Raw genomic sequence first — 17,566 nt, forward strand, 5'->3', positions numbered from 1 at the left:
CGGCAGTCAGTCACTCGAACAGGCCACGCAGCGCGAGCACAGGATATCGTTGGGTGTCAGCCGGGAGCGGGCCGGCAAACAGGCGCTAGCCTGACGAGAGGCGATGTGCTTGGGACATGCCCACCCAGTCAAGCGACGGGGTGGCGAGGAAGTCCTTTTAGCGTTCGCATTCGTCGGCGCTCACGCCAGACGTGGCCTTGCGCTCGATACATACGCACCACAGGGGGAAGCGTTCCAGTTCCCTCTGATAGCGGCCTCCGGTCTGCTCGAGGTCGCGATAGGGGGGCAGGTCGGCCCGGATGGTATCAAGGTCGTGCCAAACGGCAATGAGACAGAAGCCCCGTGCAGTTGGGCCGTTCGCACCCGTCCAGGTTTCACGATGCGGCACCCGTGTGCCAAGGGCACTCAGATATCTCGCTGACCGAGGCAGACGAGCATCAGGTCTACGCGCGGCGTTCCCGGTTTGACCTTGATCGGGTCCAGTGTCGCAGCATTCGTCTTCGACTACTTCTCGATGACGCCAGCCTCATAGGCACCGATGCGTTGCACAGGCACAAACCAGTTCGGTCCGCTCTGCTCGATGTAGGCCTTGAATAGCGACGATGCGCCATAACCGGCACTGCTCTGGCACCGTGCCTTGTCCGCCCGGGGCAGAACCGGTAACAACGGCCCGCCGCGCATCGCCGCCGCATTCATGGCTTCAGATGATAAGACCCCAATTATAGCACTTCAAGCAATCAACTGGGTCCCCACGCTAGCGGGGGGACAGGAACAAACGGCCTGAATCCAGATGGCCGTCCGGTGGGCGGCTCGGCAACGACGAAGGCTTACGCCTAAGGTTTTTGAGGAGGTTGTGCTTGCTACGCGGGGAGTTCCGTTTTGCATGAGGCGTACTCGTGAAACATCAACGAACGACAGCTGATTCGGCTCAAGGCCTTATGCAGCGGGCCATTCGGAAGAATTTAGGGTAAATGTTTCACGAAAAAATACATGCGCAGCGGTGAAAATCGTCGAGACACCTGCTGATCTCCCTCACGTGCATCGCCTGAGCAATATTCGTAGCAAACACTACGTAAAGCGTAATTCTGTTGTTCGTTTGCGGGCAAAGCTGCCGAATAGTCGCAGCGACCGCAGTCAGCCGTGCATTCGGCAGCCTCAAAGAAGTGAAGCCGCGCCTGGCTCGAAATTTTGCCTTCCATACTCCCCCATGTTTTCTTTGGAACGCACATCCCTGGACGGCGACACCCATTAGCCTGGCCGGCGCGTTGCCTCACGGGATGTCGTTACTCCCGGGTAGTTATCACCGTCCGGTTGCTTGCGATGAATGCTGGCTCCCCAATTCTGTTCACATGGAGCGTCTGCACGCCAATACACGGACGCTGCTCCGGCAAAGTATTGAGGTGCTGGGAAAATTGATGCCTGGCGAAGAACCGGACTGATGCGATTTTGGTCGGCGACTTGTCGCATGGGATAGTGGCGGCAAGCGTCTATTGCACCGGCGCGTCGGGTCAGCTGTATCGACGGGAGGGCGGCTTATCATCAATGCAACTAACCGTCAGAGACGACCGGCTATACCGAACGCCGGCTTCGGGTACGCATAAATCGCGAGCAGGGCCACGGGTACCCGCCGCATTTCTTGTCCCCTTCTTGAGATCGCACGTGTCATAGGTAGCGGAGCGACGTCCTGGACTCCGCGGGCTCAATTGCCCACGCGTTCCGGCATACGAAACTGCACATCCGATAAGCCGGGTCGAACTAAACCGCTGACGCGGTATGGATGGTGGGTTGACGTTTGTGTCATGGCCTGCGCCATTGGCTTTCCTTTCGCGTGGCCGTGTCGGTTGGCCGCCTCGGCAACGGGCGCCTGCACCGCGCCGTGGTCGTGCTGCCCGACGCCATGGGCGAGCCGGGCCGCGGCTACCAGGAGCGCATCGTGTTTTTCGAGGTGCGGGGCACGACGGATGCCGCGCTCCACCTCGAGCGCCTGCTGGCCACGGCCTCGTGTTGTGACACGACCGGCTGGTGTGAGGACGGCGCCATCTACAACATCAAGCCCATCAATGAGCTGATGGAGCGGCCGGCGACCGACGCGGCGCGCGAACTGCAGTTGCTGGAAATCGGCTGGGGGGCAAGGGCGGCCCGGGGCGATCCGCTCCCCGTTGCTCGGGCGAGCGCAGCGGTTCGCCCTGCGCGCGGGCGCTGCCCAGGTGGCGGGGCGGGTGCGTCGCGAATGTGCGGCGGGCAACGCGAAGGTATCGCTGCCGCTGGTGCGGGAGGCGAGGCAGCGGGGGCTTTTCCAGGCGCCGATCGCAGTGGCAGGCGCTGCGAGGCCGCGCGCATCGCAAGTCAAAGCCCGGGCGACCGCGGCGATCAGTCTGTAGTGGCCACAACGCGGTGCTGGGGGAGGGATGAATCGTCTCCGCGCTGCGGAGACAATTCATCCTGAACGGGACCGGCGGTTCCGGCCGCGAGCGGTTTGCGGTAACGTGCCCGTTTTCAGACACAAAATGGTCCTTGGGCTTGATGCATGTTCCAGCTGCGACCCAGTGCGCTTTTCGAGGGCATCATCTGGCGATGCATGCAGAGCTCCACTTTCCGCTGGAATGCATCCGGCCATTGGCGCGGCCAGGGTTGCGCCGATACGGAGTGAAATCGCGTTGGCAATCGAGTTCCTCGATGCAGTCAAGGCGATCTGCCGGCACGCGATCGATGTGTGCGCCTGCGGCGGCGAGCTACCGTCGTGACGGTACGCCGTCGCCGGAGCAGTGCAGGAAGTTGTGGCAGCACCGACCGGCGGGGACGCCGCGAATGTAATTGCAGGCACGATGACTGGTCGCGCGCGTCGGAACCGACTTTGCCACTGCGAGGGGGCCGCCGAACACCGCGCCGGACAGCACGTTCACTGAATATGGAAAGGAAGCCTGGTCTCCATGCTGTCAGCACACAGTTTCCCTGCCGGCTATGACGTTGATGCGGCGGACACACGCGACCGCGTGATGGCGTTTATTAACGTGACCGGCATTCCCGCACGCTATGAAAGCGGGGCAAGCGGGTTTTCCGAAGCGTGCCGTGTCGACCGGGGAACGCTCGCCATCGATCCCGCATGTCGTATCTCGACAATGTTTCATGAGGCGGGACATCTTGCGATCACACCGCGCCGCTTCCGGCCGTGGATGCACGGGAACCTGCATGCGGGCCAGCGCAAGATGCTGGAGACAGTTGATGAAGCGGGCCTGCATCCCAACGATCCGCTCTGTCGGGCCGTGATCCCGTGCTCGGACCCGGAAGCGACCATGCGGGCATGGACCGCAGGCGTCGCACTCGGGTTACCCAGCGAGGAGATTGTCCGGGACGACGAATGCGGTGGCGAAGGCGAGGCCGTCCGTCTCTTGCTGCAGATGCGTGCCTGCATTGGGGTTTATGGACTAGTGCACGACGCCGCGTCTTGCGAGATCCGGGCACGCAATGGCACGGCGGCGGCGTGGCCGCATCTGCATTGCTGGACGCAGGAATTGGGGAGCGCCGACGAGGCGGGCGCCATCGCCACCATTTCAGCGGTTCTGCAAGCGGGGGTCTCCTGATGGATTCTGACGGGACGGGGATGCTCTCCTGTCCGGTGAGGCTCAAGACCAGTAACGCATACGAGGATGTGCTGAACGGACTATGACGAAAAAGGACATTGAGCAGGTTGCCTATGCCGGCCTGCACCGTGAAATCACGGAGGTGGTGGAGTCCACGCGCGCGGCCGCCGCGCGCAGTGTGAATGCACTGATGACGGCGACCTACTGGGACATCGGCCGGCGGATCGTAGAGTTCGAGCAGGGCGGGGAGGGCAGGGCCGCCTACGGCGAGGCGCTGATCAGGCGTCTCGGTGCCGATCTGTCCCAGCGGTTCGGCCGCGGCTTCGGTGCGCGCAATGTCGCGCAGATGCGGGCTTTTTACTTCGCCTGGCCAACCGACCGAATTGTGCAGACGGTGTCTGCACAATCTCCTGCGTCGCGGATTTTGCAGACACCGTCTGCAAAATCGCCCAAACGGACGGCGCTAAGCGCTGCCCCGGGCAACGCATCCGAACTGGCCACCGTCGCGCAGGCTTTTCCCTTGCCCTGGTCCGCCTATGTGCGGCTGCTCTCCGTGAAGGCGGAGGCCGCACGGACGTTCTACGAAACCGAGGCGCTACGCGAAGGCTGGTCCGTGCGTCAGCTCGACCGCCAGATTAGCAGCCAGCTCTATGAGCGGCTGGCGCTCTCGCGCAACAAGGCGGCGCTGCTCGGTAAAGCTTCTCAGGTCCAGCCAGATGATCTGCTCACGCCCGAACAGGCGATACGCGACCCGTTTGTCCTCGAGTTTCTCGACATGAAGGACGAGTACTCGGAGTCCGATCTGGAAGCGGCCCTGATCCAGCACCTGGCGGATTTCCTTTTGGAGCTTGGCGACGACTTCGCCTTCATTGGCCGGCAGCGACGCCTGAGGATCGATGACACGTGGTTCCGTGTTGATCTGGTGTTCTTTCATCGCCGTCTTCGATGTCTGGTCATCATCGACCTGAAGGTCGGGCGTTTCAGCTATGCCGATGCGGGACAGATGCACCTCTACCTGAATTACGCGCGCGAGCACTGGATGAAGCCTGGAGAAAATCCGCCAGTCGGGCTGATACTTTGCGCAGAGAAGGGTGCTGCGGAGGCGCATTACGCGCTCGACAACCTGCCGAACAAGATACTGGCGGCGGAGTATCAGACCGTTTTGCCGGATGAGGCAACGATCGCACGTGAGCTCGAGCGGACCAGGGCAGAGCTGGAACGGCGCGCTAACCTCGCAGAGTAAACGAGTACTTCGTTGTACAAGCGGATTCGTTCAACTTCTACAACTACTTCGTCGTCACTTGCTGTCAGCGTGGTGGCGTAGTCGTGAGATGCGTTGATGACCCGGCTCGTGAGTAGCGTAAGTGTCATGCCGCTGGCTGCATAAAGGTTGATGAAGCCGCTATTTGTCGGCGAATCTGAAGGTGGCAAGAGAGAAAGATGCCCGCGCCGTAGCATCCACGCACACATCCCGGTCGCAAGCGGCCGGTCCCCGGGGCGCAGCGTTAGTGAAGGGCCATCACCCAGCGGGGGCCGTCTAGAGAAGCCTGAGGTTGCGGATCTGGCAGGGTAAGGAAGACTGGCTGTCCGAGCCCGCCAAGCGGGATTGCACGGCGGAAGAAGTCATAACGCGGCTTCGCCTGCAGGGTCTCTGGACGGATTATCCGCGCGGCGATAGCGCAACGTTTAACCGCCGGGCTTCATCGCGCGCCGTTGCAAGCGTGACGTTCCTCATCCTGATCGTGCCGTGGTCGTTGGCGTTAACCGTTGCAACGACGGCGGGGGCGTCGGCATCCGCGCCCGCCTCAAGCAGGACGTTTATGGCTTCGAGGTTGCGAGACCAGATCGCGACCGCAAGCGGGTTTGCCTTGACCATCGGCGGAATCAGACCCACGGTTTGCACGCCGTGACGGTGTGCCGCCGCCAGCAGGCCGTCGAATTGCGGAATCGACGCGCTTTGCGCCTGCGTGAAGGTCAGCAGCCAGGGCGTCGAGAGCGCGTGCTTGTCGAACGACGGCTGCGATGCGAGCAGCTTCAACGCTTGCGCGAAGTGCGCGTTGTTCGCCATGATCGGTGCTTCGAGTGTCGATCCTCCGCGCTTGCCAAACTCAGGGAGCGCCAGCGGCATCGTCTCGTTCAGATGCATGTAGAGCGCGATTGCCTCGGTGTCACAGGTTTCGATCGCGCGCGCCTTCGATCCGTCGTCGAGGCCATAGCCGAGGTGCAGGAGACGTCCGCGGTCGTCCTGCGGCACGACGGCACTGCGAATGGCTTGCGTGTCATTCTGGATGTTGCGCTCGTTGACGGCGAGCGCATCGACCTTGCCGTGCAACTGCAACAGCGATTGCTGGAGCGTGCGGATAGTCGGAATGGCGGAGCCGAGCGCACTCGGGTTGGGCGCGTCTCCGTGAGTGCACGTCGCAAACGCGAGCGCCGCGCCGCCGCTGCTGATCATGGCCGTGAGCCAGAGTTTGCGTGAGCGCGCATAGAACGCGAGGCGTCCCGGCATCGGTGCCATGCGCCGGCGCTTCTGTTCGAGATGGCTGACGCTGAACAACAGGAGCAGGAGGCACAGCGCGCCGAGCACGGCGGCGACGCGGCCAGCCGCGTGTCCGAGCGCGGGCGCGAGCAGATCGAGCACGACCGTCGAGGCGGTCACGGCCGCGTTGACCGGCGACACCCAGTCTGACGACAGCTTCAGCGCGCCGCGCACCGCCGAATCGCCGTTCGGCGGGGTAGACGGCACGGGAGCGAGATCGGGCTCCTTCATCAGGCGAACTCCGGCGGGTTGATCGACGTTACTTGAAGGGCCACGACAGCCTGAGCGACTTCTCGAAGTGGTAAATCGCCATGAGGATACGCATCGTCAGTTCGCGATGATGCAGATAGAACTGCTGCGCGGTGACGCAGAACGCCAGCACGAAGAGCGGCAGCAGCACGATCGTCCCCGCGATCTTCAGATACCACGGTGTCGCGCGCTTGCCGTTCGCCACACGCCGCGCAAACCAGCCGTGCAGCAGCATGCACAGTGGCAGCGCGAGCACACCGGCCACGCCCATTTCGATGCGGTGATGGGCGTAGATGCTGTATGCCGGTCCGTTGACCGCCACGTCGAGCAGGGCGTCGATGGCGGGAAAGCCGCGGCTCGTGAACCAGCACAACAGATCCAGCAGCAACGTATAGACGGCGAGGCAGGACAGCGCGAGCGAGAACGAGCCGCGAAAGCCGAATCGCACGCGCACGCCGCTGCCGAGACGCGCTGCGGCGCGCAGCGCAACGAAGTACCCACCTACCGGCAGCAGCACGAAAGTGAGCGTGAGCGCCCAGAAAAATGGGGCGAGCGGGCCGGCCACCAGAACCCAGAGAAACAGCAGACCGACCGCGGCCAGGAAGGCCAGCACCTGGATGGGATCCTTCCAGTTGAGTTCGCTGGCGATAGCGCCGAGCGCCGATCCTGCCGCCGCCACACCGCCCGGCCCGTGCTGCGCCTGCTGGTGATAAGCCACTTTGATCTGTGCGCCAAGGGCCGTGTCGTAAGCGTTCACGCCGGCTTTCCGCTGTGTTTGCGGGTTCGCGAATACGCCCTGGCTGCCGGCCTGGAACGTGCCGTCCGGATTGCGTCCCTGTTCGTCGCTCATGGTGGGCTCCGCGGCGTCAATGTGCCATCTGCGAGGCCGACGGCACCGACACGACCCACGCGCGGTGATCGTCGGTGTTCTCCGCGAGGTCGTAGCCCATCGCAAACATCAACTGCGCGAAGAGATTCATGCCGTTCGTGCTCACGAACGACTGCACGTAGCCCGAGCCTTGAGGGAAGTTGTTCTTCGGCGGATTCGGGCCGGTGGTGCGACGCGCGCCCGTGTTCGCCCCCTGCGCGAGCGAGCCGCCCCAGAGCAGGAACTGGCCGCTGTCGGCGGAAACGATGTTGTTCGGGATGTCGTTGCCGCAGAACTTCACACCGTCGAAGTGCTGGCTGTGGCCCGCGTCGTGCCACAGCACCACGGAGACGTTCATGCAGTAGTCGGGACCATACGAGAAGGTCCCGATGCTGCGCGCGTAGGCCGTGGCGGGCAGGCTGTTGATCGTGATGGCCGCGCGTGGCCAGCCGTTGCCGCCGTCCTGGAGGACGTGAGAGAGGCCCGAGTCCTTGAAGTGGCCCGGGCCCGGTCCCATGACGGCGGTGGTCATCCCGTTCTTGAGACCGTCTGTAAATTGCGAGACGGAATTGCCGAAGCCGGTCGAGCCGGCGCAACCGGCCAGGAGTCCTGCCAGCGCCGTCGCCGTGCCGAGTGAAGTGAGCAAAACCTTTTTCATCGTGTTTCCTCTCCCGCTTAGAGCTTGACGTGAGCCTTACTGCTTGACGCAGAGGCCTTCGACGAAGAAGCCGTTGCCGTTGACTTCGTCGAGGTAGTAGATGTTTGTCGACGAAACCGGCAGGAACATCATCGCGCTCTGCACGGTGTTGCCGTTGCTCGTGGTGCGCAGCAGCCCGGCCATCAATCCGTTCACGCCGCTTGCCAGCGTGGGCGTCGAGGACGATGACGCGGCGTTGAACGTCGCATTGAAATTCAGCGTGAACGGGGAGGCGTTCTGGCCGGATGGCGTGAACGTCGTACCCGCAATCGTCACGCGATTCGCCACGATGTCGCCGAGCAACTGGTTGTTGTCGCTGGTGTTCGGTTCCGAGCACAGCCACGTGCCGTCGTACGTGCCGCTCGTGAGTGGCTGCGCCGTGTGGAACACCCACGAACCGGTCCGGAACGTGCCGTCGCTGTTCGAGCCCGCCTGATCGAGCATCAGCGTGAGGGTGCCGCCGCTCGTGCTCGCGAAGAGGCGGCCGAAGGACTGGCCGTTCAACGTCATGTCGAAGGCGCCCGGGTACGTGGCCTGGTCAGGCTCGACGGTGATCGTGCCGGTGTCGGCGATGCTTGCGTTGCTGTCGTCCATACAGTTCGCGCCGTAGGCGGCGCTCGGGCAGGCGCGGAACGTGCCGTCGGCGTTGATCAGCATCTGGCCGCTGTCGGCGTCCTGCGAACCGACTGGTACGCCGGCTTTCGTGTAGTCGCCCGAGAGCTTGATGAAGCTGTACGTGCCCGCGAGGCCCGCCACTGTGGTGACGCCGTTGTTCGATGCGGCAATCTGGCCGGAGAGCGTTTGCGATCCGTTGCCTGCCGTCACGTTCGGGACGTTACTGAGCTGGCCGCTCAGGACGCCGTGGTTGCTGCTGTCGGTCGCGACGCTGAACTGCATGCCAACAGCGTTCGCCCCGGCCGCGAGCGCGGAAGGCACCGTTCCGCTCGCCTGAAAAGACGTCACGATGTAATTGCCGTTCGTCAGCGTGTAGTTACCCACAAGCTTGCCGGCGAGGCCGAACTGCGAATTGATGAAGGTCGTCGTCACCTGGCCCTTGGCCGGGGCGTCGATCTGCACGGAGATCGTGTCGCCGAAGCTGACCGTGCCGATATAGGTCTGCTGCGCGGCGAGCGGCTGCGCTTGCACCTGTCCCGTCTGCGACCCGCTGCCCGACTGGCTCGAACCGTTGCCGTTACTGCTGCCGTTGCTTCCGCTGCCCCCACCGCAAGCCGACAGCACCGCGCACACCCCAATGCAGACCAGTGTTTTATTCATGCTGGATTCCAGATTCGATCATTTGACTTATGAAATTTGATTTTTTTGCCGACGGGAATTCCGCCGGGCGACCCCGCGATTCGATTTTTATCCGCTCGCAAACGTAAAACAGCGATAAATTTCACTGCATGTACTATTCATTTGAGCTGTTGACGCATTTCGCATAAGGTCCGCCAATAGCGGGTTGCCCACTCCTTTTGGCAGGGAATGTTCTTTACGGCCCGTCGGTGTGGCATTCTCCAGCGAGTGTGCCCGGGGGCGCATGATCAAAATTGATCATGTGAATGAAGCAGGTCGGCCGCACACTAGATGCGAATTAGAAAGAAAAATATCCGAGGCCGATTGGCAGCTTATGGCAACACGTGAAGTCAAGACCGGTAAAGCGGACGCGCTCGATGCGATCCTCACGCAGTTCTACGACGCCGTGCTCGAACCGGACGCTTTGTTGCCGGCGCTGGCGCGCTTCGACCATTGGGTGGGCAGCACGCTGTGCCATATGCTCGGCTGGAATCGCGTGCACGATTGCGCGCAGTTCAGTTTCATGACGCGCCCCGAGTTTCTCGCGACCGGCGACGCGTATGCGAATTACTATGCCCCGAAAGATCCTCGGCGAGCATTGGTGAATCGCCTCGACGAGGGAATCGTGGTTCAATGCGCGGACTATTTCGATAGCGGTTATGTCGAGCGCAACGAGTTTTACCAGGATCTCCTGATTCAGAACTCGCTTCGATACAGCGCAGGCGGCTGCGCGTTTCGCGACGAGTCCGTCGACGTGCTTATCGTCTTCAATCACTGCGTGGGTCAGCCGGCTTTTTCGATGGCGCAGATTCAGGGCCTCAAGCGGCTATTTCCGCATTTGCGGAAAACGCTGCGCCTCATGAGCCGTACGGAAACGCTGCGCGCGGGGCTGTATGCCGGAGAGGCCGGTTTGCAGTCGATGGGGCAGGCATTGATCGTCCTTAACCGGCAGCAGGACATTCTGTTCTGCAACGAGGGCGCCGAAGCCATCTTGCGGGAGCGTCACACGCAGCGTGTGCTGCCGCTGCGGATGGCGGGTACGCCCTTGTGGAGCCCGGCGCTGGGCGATGTGTTGCGCCGTGTCCAGCTTACGCGCCGCACCGAAAGCCTGCTTGCGCCCGCGCGTGACGGCAGCCATGTCCTCACCGTCATCGCGTTGCCACGTGAAGGCATCGGACAGCGCGCGCAAACGGTCGCGCCGATGCACGGCCAGCCGTCGTGGCGGCACGACGCTGTGCCACCGGGGCTCATTCAGCCGTTCGGCCAGGCCGATCTCATGATTCTGATCTCGCGCCAGAATCACGAGGACGCGATTTCTGCCGCTCAACTCGCGCAGTTGTACGCGCTCTCGCCCGCCGAGGCGCGCCTCGCCCATCACCTCGCTAAAGGGTTGTCGATCGAGGAGCACGCAATCACCGCGGACGTGTCGATCACCACGGCACGCAACCAGTTGCGCGCCGTGCTCGGCAAGACCGGCTACCGGCGCCAGCAGGATCTCGTGCGGGCGTTGTCGCGGTTGCCGGCATCCTTGACATCGGTGCAGTGAGAGAACAGCAAGAAGCGAATCATGGCGCAACGTGAAGTCATGACCGGCAAGCCCGAAACGCTGGATGAGATGATCGTGCGGTTCTACGATGCGATCCTCGATCCGGGCGCGCTGCTACGTGCGCTGACGGAATTCGATCGCTGGATCGGCAGCCGTCTGGCGCATATGGTTGGCTGGGACGCGCGCACGCAGAGCGCGCCGGTCAACCTGATGACGCGTGCTGAGTACATGCACGCGGGCGAGGCCTACGCGCAATACTACGGCAAGATCGACCCGCGCCGCGCAGTGGTACTGCATCAGCCGGTGGGACGCGTGTTCCAGTGCGCGGATTATTTCGACAACCGGTACGTCGACCGCAGCGAGTTCTATCAAGACCTGCTGATTCCCAACGGCATGCGTTACATCCTCGGCGGCTGCGTGTATCGCGAGGACGCGCTCGACATCTATCTGGTTTTCAATCATGAGGTGGGTCAGCCGTCGTTTTCGACGCAGCAGGTGCAAGCCGTAGACCGACTGATGCCGCATTTGCAGAAGACGTTGAAGCTCATGCTGCGCAGCGAGTCGCTGCGCGCGGGGATCGTCGCCGGCGAAATGGCGCTCGCGTCGATGGATCAGGCGATCGTCGTGCTCAATCCGGCAAACGAGGTCGTGTTCTGCAACCACAGCGCCGAAGCGCTGTTCAAGGCACAGCGCATTTTGCGAGTGTCGGGGCGCCGCATCGAATCGGCGAGCTTCTGGAACGATACGTTGTCCGGCGCGATCGGCCGCGTGCGCGAAAGCGGCAAGCCCGAAAGTCTGCCCGTGGGTGCGGGTGCGCAGCCGCGCTATCTCACGGTGCTTGCGCTGCCGCGCGCACTCGGCACCGGAAACGGGCTCATGCTCGCGAGCGCAGACATCATGATCGTCGTGACCGAAGCGGAGCGCAGTGCCGCGGCCTCAGAACGACAACTGTCCCAGTTGTTTGGCTTGACGGCTGCCGAGGCGCGTCTCGCACATGGACTCGCAAAAGGACTTTCGATCGAGGAATATGCGAATGCGTGCGGCGTGACAATTACGACGGCGCGTAATCAGTTACGCGCGGTACTCGGTAAAACAGGCTATCGCAGACAGCAGGACCTGGTCCGTGCACTCGCGGTTTTGCCGGCGATCGCAGGCACGCGTGTTCGTGAATGAATAGCTCGAAGGGCTGCCCGGACCGTCCTGTGCTTAAGCGCGAAGACAGGGACGGGCGTGCAGCACGGGGGGCATCGCATCGCAGACCTGCATCGGGTATGGCCAAGGGATGTTCGAGAACGTCACTTTGAGCGGCGGCTTGCGAGTGCGGAGCCGACGCTCGCGTGACCGCGATGCGCGACTGTCGAGCGGCGCTTCCTGGCTCTCGAAGGGACGGCCGTCGTGCCCCTCTAGGCGACCGTCGCTCATCTATTGTGTTGAAAAACTCCCCGACCATGACTTAAGCGAGGTTTTCAGGGGGCCTCTTACCCTTAGCCGATGCTCACGAGCGGCGTATAGAGAGATCTGAGAGGCCGATTTTTTGCGCGCCGGCCCTGCTGCGCGGGGAAGTGAGTTTTTCAACACAATACATCCGAAGCAGACGGTCGCAAAGTGCATCGGACGTCCAACGGGCGCAGGCACGCCCAACTGAGTGTCCCCCGGAGTCAGAATGGTTGTCGCCTCGTTAGAATCTGAAACTGTGGGGCGATAACGGAAAGATGAAGTGGCAAGATACGGACAGGTATTCAAGGACAAGGCTGTAGCGCGGCTGTTGCCGCCCGAGAGCGCGTCGGTGGAAGAGGTGGCGCACGAGTTGAGCATCTCGACTTCGACGCTCGAACGGTGGCGCGCGGATGCGCTGTCCAGGCCCGCTCGCGAGCGGGCCTGGACAGCGGCGGCCCGGTTCGAGGCGGTGCTGGCGACCGCCGCAATGGATGAGACCAGCAAGAGCGCCTGGTGTCGCGAGAACGGCGTGTATCCCCATGAGCTGGAGCAGTGGCGCGCTGCGGCCACCCAGGCACTGGCTGAGCCTGAGGATGCGCGCGCCACCCATCGCGAGACGAAGGCTGACCGGCGACGCATCAAGGAACTCGAGCGCGAGCTGCGCCGCAAGGAGAAGGCTCTGGCCGAGGCTGCTGCGCTGCTGGTGCTCTCAAAAAAGCTCGAAGCGATCTTCCCGAAGGACAAGGACGAGGACGCATGATCGGCCTGGAAGATCGCCAAACGATGGTCCGCCATATCGAGTCCGCTCATGCAGCCGGGGCGCGCCTGGGTCTGGCCTGCGAGGTGGCGGGCATTACTGTTCGTACGCTGCAGCGCTGGAAAGCGCACGCTGGACTGGTCATCGGTGACCGCCGCCCGTGTGCTGAACGGCCGATTCCTTCGCACGCGCTGAGCGAGCAGGAGCGTGAACGCATTCTGGCCGTTGCCAACGAGCCGCGTTTCGCCGCGCTGCCACCGGCCCGGATCGTGCCGATGCTGGCCGATGAGAATGTCTATATCGCGAGCGAATCGAGTTTCCAGCGAGTGCTGCGCGCCCATGGCCAGAACCGGCATCGCGGTCGCAGTCGTGCGCCTGCGCCATCGCGGGCGCCGACCACACACGTGGCCACAGCGCCCGGACAGGTCTGGTGCTGGGATATGACCTATTTGCCAGCCCAGGTGCAGGGTCGCTGGTTCTACCTCTACCTGATCCTTGATCTGTACAGCCGCAAGATCATCGGCTGGGAGATCCATGACAGGGACGATGCCGAACACGCCGTCCATCTCGTGAAGCGCACCGCGCTCGCCGAGGGTATTCATGCGCGCCCCAGCAAGCCGGTGCTGCACGGCGATAATGGCAGTACCCTCAAGGCCACCACGGTACTGGCGATGCTCAACTGGTTGGGCGTGAAACCGTCGTACTCGCGCCCGCGCGTCTCCGATGACGACGCCTTCGTGGAATCGTTGTTCAAGACGGCCAAATACCGTCCTGAATTCCCGGTGAGCGGCTTCGCCGACCTTGCAGCCGCCCGCGCCTGGGGCCACGACTTCGTCCACTGGTACAACTTCGAGCATCGCCACAGCGCAATTCGCTATGTCACACCCGCGCAGCGTCATGCCGGTGAGGACCTGGCAATCCTGCAAGCGCGTCATCAGACATACCTCCAGGCGCGTGAACGCAATCCGGCACGTTGGTCAGGTCGCACTCGAGACTGGTCGCCGATCGTCGCCGTCACACTCAATCCCGAGCGCGACGCTGTCATTGGCGATCACCTTCGTGCCCGGGATAAAACTCAATTGGTTGCATGAATCAGACGACAACCACCTTGACTCGCTCCGGTGTCAACAACCTGCTAGGCTAGCTAGTCTCGTGTCAGGCGGATTTCCCTACCTGACACCCGGTTGCCCAATTCCGATGACGTGGAGGAAGTTCCGGTAGTGGATTTAGGATACGCTACGAACCGTAGTACGCTCGCCCGCGTTCTGGACTGCTGTTTGGCACATCAGATACTGCAAATTCCATCGAGAAGGAATTCGTACCGATCGGGGCATCGCGTTCAATTTCGCGAAGATCGTGAAGTTGCAACCAATGGCGTCGCAAGTGCGACGCGACTTTGCGCGTGGCTCGAGCTGTTCCGCCGCCGACCAGCAGCGCTACTCCCTCGCTAGGCAACGCAACACGGGCAAGCAGACCAAAGCTCCCAGATTGAGATCGGTTTGAGAAAGAACTCTCCTCACGGCGCCACTGCCCTAGCATGTCAGGCGAGCGCAGTTTCATTGGCGCAATCTCGAGGTATCTGTTTCCATTCTTTGCATCTTCCGCGCCTGACAACCTGAACGATCTGTCCGTATTTATAGATTTGTTCAGTTCCGTCGCAATTGCATTCGAGAATATTCCAATAACGATGAATGTTTTGCATTCGCGAATTTCTTTGTAGCGTTCGTCGTCCAGACGCGTTTCTCCGAAAACAACTCGCCAGACATCATCGTCGAAGAATATTCTCGGAACTGGTGCTCCATTCTCTGCAAACATGGCAGAAATATGCCGCGCTGCTACAAGATCATCGATGGACACACAGGCGCGGTCCAGCTCCTTAAATTCCTTCAGGCAGAGCCCATTGACACCGTTGTCCTGGGCGCTATCGGGCGGACTTTCAATTTTGAATCGTGGCATAACGATAATGACTTTGCCGTTCGGTGGCACGAAGAAGAATCGGGCAAACTTAACCCTAGCCTCCTTGCGTACAAAGTCGCTATAGAAATGAAGAAAGAGCGGCACCAGAGCAGCCGCCAGAATGGAGCCGCCGACAGCCAAAAACGCGTTTATTGATCCCTTAAGAGCCTTGATTAGCCATTCGGGAGAGGCGTTCGATTCGGGCAAAAATTCGGCGGCCAGAGCCGACGCGACTAAGACCATCGCCAGCACGTACACCAGCTTGCGCAAATCTCGTAGATATGGCTCCGTGACCTCATGGTTAGCCATGGGCAGATTCCTCCAGAAAACAACAGGCCGGTTGAGTTCGATCCACGAAATTGCTCCACAGGGGCAGGAGTGTTGCCGCGCGTCCTTAACAGGGTGTTAACCCCGACTACCAGCTTTCACATCGGCTCAGATCAGTTTTAATGCGATCTCTATCGTGAACGAATCATGCAATAGCAGTTCATGGTCCGATAGCAGCATAGATGCTCAATCGGATTTGTTCCATCGCCGCCGGTGCGATAGCCCACATTTGATGGCGCGCCAGCGCCGGCTCTGTTCCAGAATGCTTTCACTGGCAACTGTGGGCATTCGCGTCCGACACATACTTCGCGCGGTGGCCCGGGCGTCGACGCTGACGTTCCCAGTGTCATCGGTGAAAAGGTGCGAAGGCACATCGAGCCATTCACGTGTCCGGGGACAACCGGTAGGCACTTTGCTCCGACATGAAGGTCTTGCGTCAATCGGACGAGATGCTCGAACGCTTGAATGGGATCGCCTTGGGCCGGAGGCGTATCTCGAAGGCCGACGTCGACCAACGCGACTTACGCAGTCGCGCGTGATTGGAATGTTCGAGCAACGAAGCATCAAAACGGGACCCTCGACTGTCTCCTGCAGGTTCGGTATGGCTCGCCTCATCGCGTCTCGCGTAGTGAAGCGACGCTTCCCGCCAGGTGGTCACGAGTCCCCTGTATTCGATGTCGCAACGGATGACAGATTTAATTTGTTCTACGTCTGGCAGTGATCCAGAGAGCCGCCCCGCATTATCAAGCTGACCTATGGAGGCTGCGCGGCAGGGGAGGGTGTTGCAACTAACAGTCGATCGACCTATATTCATGCAGCGCCTGACGGCGGCCACGAGCGCGTACAGAAATGGGGGGCTTGCCGGACCTGAGGCCGCTCCTTGGGGCGCAACGTTGGTGGAGCGCCGGCATCCAGCGGGGGCCGTCTAGAGAAGCCTGAGGTCGCGGATCTGGCCAATGGAAGGCGACCGCTCAATGATGAGTCTGGCGACATATTCAACCAGCAGTGCGCGCAGGATGTTTGCAGGTACGTTGGCTACGACCTGTGACGAAACGTGAACGATGAACTCTTCCGGTGCGGAAGCGAGACTGTTCGCAGGTGGTTGGCGGCGTTGTACACAGCATGGGTACCTCGCTGCGAACAGGTACAGTTGGAAGTGTAACGAGGGCGGGGCAATGCCGGAGGAGCGTCAACAGCGGCTTGGCATGCCCGCAGCGGCAGTGCTCGGGCGCGTGCAGTTTTGCGCAGGTGGCCACGCCGATAAGGGTACCGGTTATGGGAGGCACGTTGCCGCCTTCAATGAGGATAGTCAATCGTTCAGTGACGACGGGCGGACTGACGATGACGCTTATGGATGAAGAGATGAAAGCGGAACTGCTGGCTTTCCTGGTGGTGGGGCAGCTTGTGGCATTGGCGCGCAGTGGTGACTGGCTGAGGACGGACCACCTGATCGAGTCATCCTGGATCTGGCTGAGTTCGAACGGTGCGCGATGCGACTGGCTCACCCGCGCCCGGCTGGTTGCCGCAGCACGGGAACTGGCTCCGCAGGTGCATGACTGGCCTTTTCCGAAAGATGAAACGGGTCTTCTGCGGCTTTTTAATCTGCAGTCAGGCTGGTTCCTGGACTACCGGAGCGAAATCGTGCAAAGGTTGCACGCCGTCTGTGCAGAATATCTGGAGCGGCATATCACGGGTTAGTCAGCCCACAGATGCCAGCGATCGCACGTCTCTGGCGAGGTGGGTGCCGGCAAATGGATCGTTGCGCCAGTCCACGCCGCTGGGCTTGCTCGGCAACTGACCGGTCACCCCATTGACTGCAAAATGCTCGAGCGACTGCCCGGCGCTCGTCGCCTGTTGAAGCCACTGCGGTATTTCGCCCTTGCCGTCCCAAGTTTCCCCTGCAGCGTTGCAGTAACGTGTTTCTCCCTGCCGGCGCTGATCACGTGCGATTGATTCAGCGAGATCGTCGGGTTCGATACCGAACGCCGCCATTCTCCGACGCAGATAAGCCACCATGCTGTCCCGTTTGCGTTCGTCCACGCTTCTTACCCTTCCAGTATCTAACTCCACCATGTGCCGGCTACCAGGATAGTCATGCGGCGCGCTCGAAGCGCTTCGACACATGTCTCCAGAGCGTGGCGGCGATTGTATCGGGGCGTTCCGCGGCTCGCATATTGCCGCGGACCCTGAGAACCACTATGCCTCAGTACCGCTGGGAGCCCTGCCGTCATGTCAGGTAGCGGAAAAGTCTTTCGCTGTGAATGACTCATCTGCCCGCCCGGCCATATGTGCCAGTGTAAATTTACCTGATGAAGT

The 17,566-nt window shown here is 61.5% G+C and carries 13 protein-coding genes; 7 read left to right on the forward strand and 6 right to left on the reverse strand.

From position 1 onward, the window contains the following. The first annotated feature begins 1,834 nt into the window (after positions 1–1,834). From BO1_RS29940 to BO1_RS29955, 3 genes are all read left to right on the forward strand, one after another. A complete protein-coding gene (locus BO1_RS29940) occupies positions 1,835–2,446 on the forward strand; it encodes a hypothetical protein (RefSeq protein WP_156992460.1) in 612 nt (203 codons plus the stop codon). Between the two features lie 565 nt (positions 2,447–3,011). Then, a complete protein-coding gene (locus BO1_RS53345; protein ID WP_156992461.1) occupies positions 3,012–3,581 on the forward strand; it encodes a hypothetical protein in 570 nt (189 codons plus the stop codon). Between the two features lie 82 nt (positions 3,582–3,663). Beyond that, the gene (locus BO1_RS29955; protein WP_028220702.1) at positions 3,664–4,824 is read left to right on the forward strand and encodes a PDDEXK nuclease domain-containing protein; all 1,161 of its coding nucleotides are present in this window, start codon (positions 3,664–3,666) and stop codon (positions 4,822–4,824) included. A 417-nt stretch (positions 4,825–5,241) separates the two neighbouring features. Here the strand turns inward: BO1_RS29955 and BO1_RS29960 are convergent, their stop codons facing one another. The 4 genes from BO1_RS29960 to BO1_RS29975 are packed head-to-tail and all read right to left on the reverse strand — an operon-like array spanning position 5,242 to position 9,209. Beyond that, positions 5,242–6,351, reverse strand: coding sequence for a hypothetical protein (locus BO1_RS29960; protein ID WP_028220703.1), 1,110 nt, complete (start codon positions 6,349–6,351; stop codon positions 5,242–5,244). Positions 6,352–6,379: 28 nt separating this feature from the next. Continuing rightward, positions 6,380–7,219 (reverse strand): hypothetical protein, encoded by an 840-nt coding sequence (locus tag BO1_RS29965; protein WP_028220704.1) that lies wholly within the window; start codon positions 7,217–7,219, stop codon positions 6,380–6,382. Between the two features lie 16 nt (positions 7,220–7,235). Further along, on the reverse strand, positions 7,236–7,895 hold the full coding sequence (locus BO1_RS29970; protein ID WP_028220705.1) for a hypothetical protein: 660 nt from the start codon (positions 7,893–7,895) through the stop codon (positions 7,236–7,238). 36 nt (positions 7,896–7,931) lie between these two features. Then, complete coding sequence (locus tag BO1_RS29975) at positions 7,932–9,209, reverse strand: hypothetical protein (protein ID WP_028220706.1); 1,278 nt, start codon at positions 9,207–9,209, stop codon at positions 7,932–7,934. A gap of 262 nt (positions 9,210–9,471) precedes the next feature. On the opposite strand from BO1_RS29975, the gene BO1_RS29980 reads away from it, so the two are divergent. From BO1_RS29980 to BO1_RS29995, 3 genes are all read left to right on the forward strand, one after another. Further along, entirely contained in the window at positions 9,472–10,773 is a 1,302-nt protein-coding gene (locus BO1_RS29980; RefSeq protein ID WP_156992462.1) for a helix-turn-helix transcriptional regulator, read from the forward strand. Between the two features lie 21 nt (positions 10,774–10,794). Beyond that, entirely contained in the window at positions 10,795–11,946 is a 1,152-nt protein-coding gene (locus tag BO1_RS29985) for a helix-turn-helix transcriptional regulator (RefSeq protein WP_028220708.1), read from the forward strand. Between the two features lie 544 nt (positions 11,947–12,490). Further along, positions 12,491–14,058 (forward strand): IS3 family transposase gene (locus BO1_RS29995; protein ID WP_156992463.1). Its coding sequence is split into 2 segments (ribosomal slippage): positions 12,491–12,920 and positions 12,920–14,058, totalling 1,569 coding nucleotides; the frame shifts between segments, so codons are not numbered across the junction. Between the two features lie 145 nt (positions 14,059–14,203). Here the strand turns inward: BO1_RS29995 and BO1_RS30000 are convergent. Then, positions 14,204–15,232: a hypothetical protein gene (locus BO1_RS30000; protein ID WP_028220711.1), complete on the reverse strand. Its 1,029-nt coding sequence runs from the start codon at positions 15,230–15,232 to the stop codon at positions 14,204–14,206. Positions 15,233–16,591: 1,359 nt separating this feature from the next. Here BO1_RS30000 and BO1_RS56600 point away from each other — a divergent pair. Further along, positions 16,592–16,948, forward strand: a complete 357-nt coding sequence (locus BO1_RS56600) for a hypothetical protein (protein ID WP_156992464.1) — start codon at positions 16,592–16,594, stop codon at positions 16,946–16,948. On the opposite strand, the gene BO1_RS30015 is transcribed toward BO1_RS56600, so the two are convergent. Next, entirely contained in the window at positions 16,949–17,290 is a 342-nt protein-coding gene (locus BO1_RS30015; protein ID WP_028220712.1) for an H-NS histone family protein, read from the reverse strand. It abuts the gene before it with no gap. Positions 17,291–17,566 lie beyond the last annotated feature (276 nt).

The organism is Paraburkholderia oxyphila NBRC 105797, from assembly GCF_000685075.1.
Classification (GTDB): Bacteria; Pseudomonadota; Gammaproteobacteria; order Burkholderiales; family Burkholderiaceae; genus Paraburkholderia; species Paraburkholderia oxyphila.

Bases quoted from the DNA above. Each gene is read 5' to 3' on its own strand.
- BO1_RS29955 (WP_028220702.1), top strand. From the start codon at position 3,664: ATGACGAAAAAGGACATTGAGCAGGTTGCCTATGCCGGCCTGCACCGT.
- BO1_RS29960 (WP_028220703.1), bottom strand. From the start codon at position 6,351: ATGAAGGAGCCCGATCTCGCTCCCGTGCCGTCTACCCCGCCGAACGGC.
- BO1_RS29965 (WP_028220704.1), bottom strand. From the start codon at position 7,219: ATGAGCGACGAACAGGGACGCAATCCGGACGGCACGTTCCAGGCCGGC.
- BO1_RS29970 (WP_028220705.1), bottom strand. From the start codon at position 7,895: ATGAAAAAGGTTTTGCTCACTTCACTCGGCACGGCGACGGCGCTGGCA.
- BO1_RS29975 (WP_028220706.1), bottom strand. From the start codon at position 9,209: ATGAATAAAACACTGGTCTGCATTGGGGTGTGCGCGGTGCTGTCGGCT.
- BO1_RS29980 (WP_156992462.1), top strand. From the start codon at position 9,472: ATGATCAAAATTGATCATGTGAATGAAGCAGGTCGGCCGCACACTAGA.
- BO1_RS29985 (WP_028220708.1), top strand. From the start codon at position 10,795: ATGGCGCAACGTGAAGTCATGACCGGCAAGCCCGAAACGCTGGATGAG.
- BO1_RS30000 (WP_028220711.1), bottom strand. From the start codon at position 15,232: ATGGCTAACCATGAGGTCACGGAGCCATATCTACGAGATTTGCGCAAG.
- BO1_RS56600 (WP_156992464.1), top strand. From the start codon at position 16,592: ATGACGCTTATGGATGAAGAGATGAAAGCGGAACTGCTGGCTTTCCTG.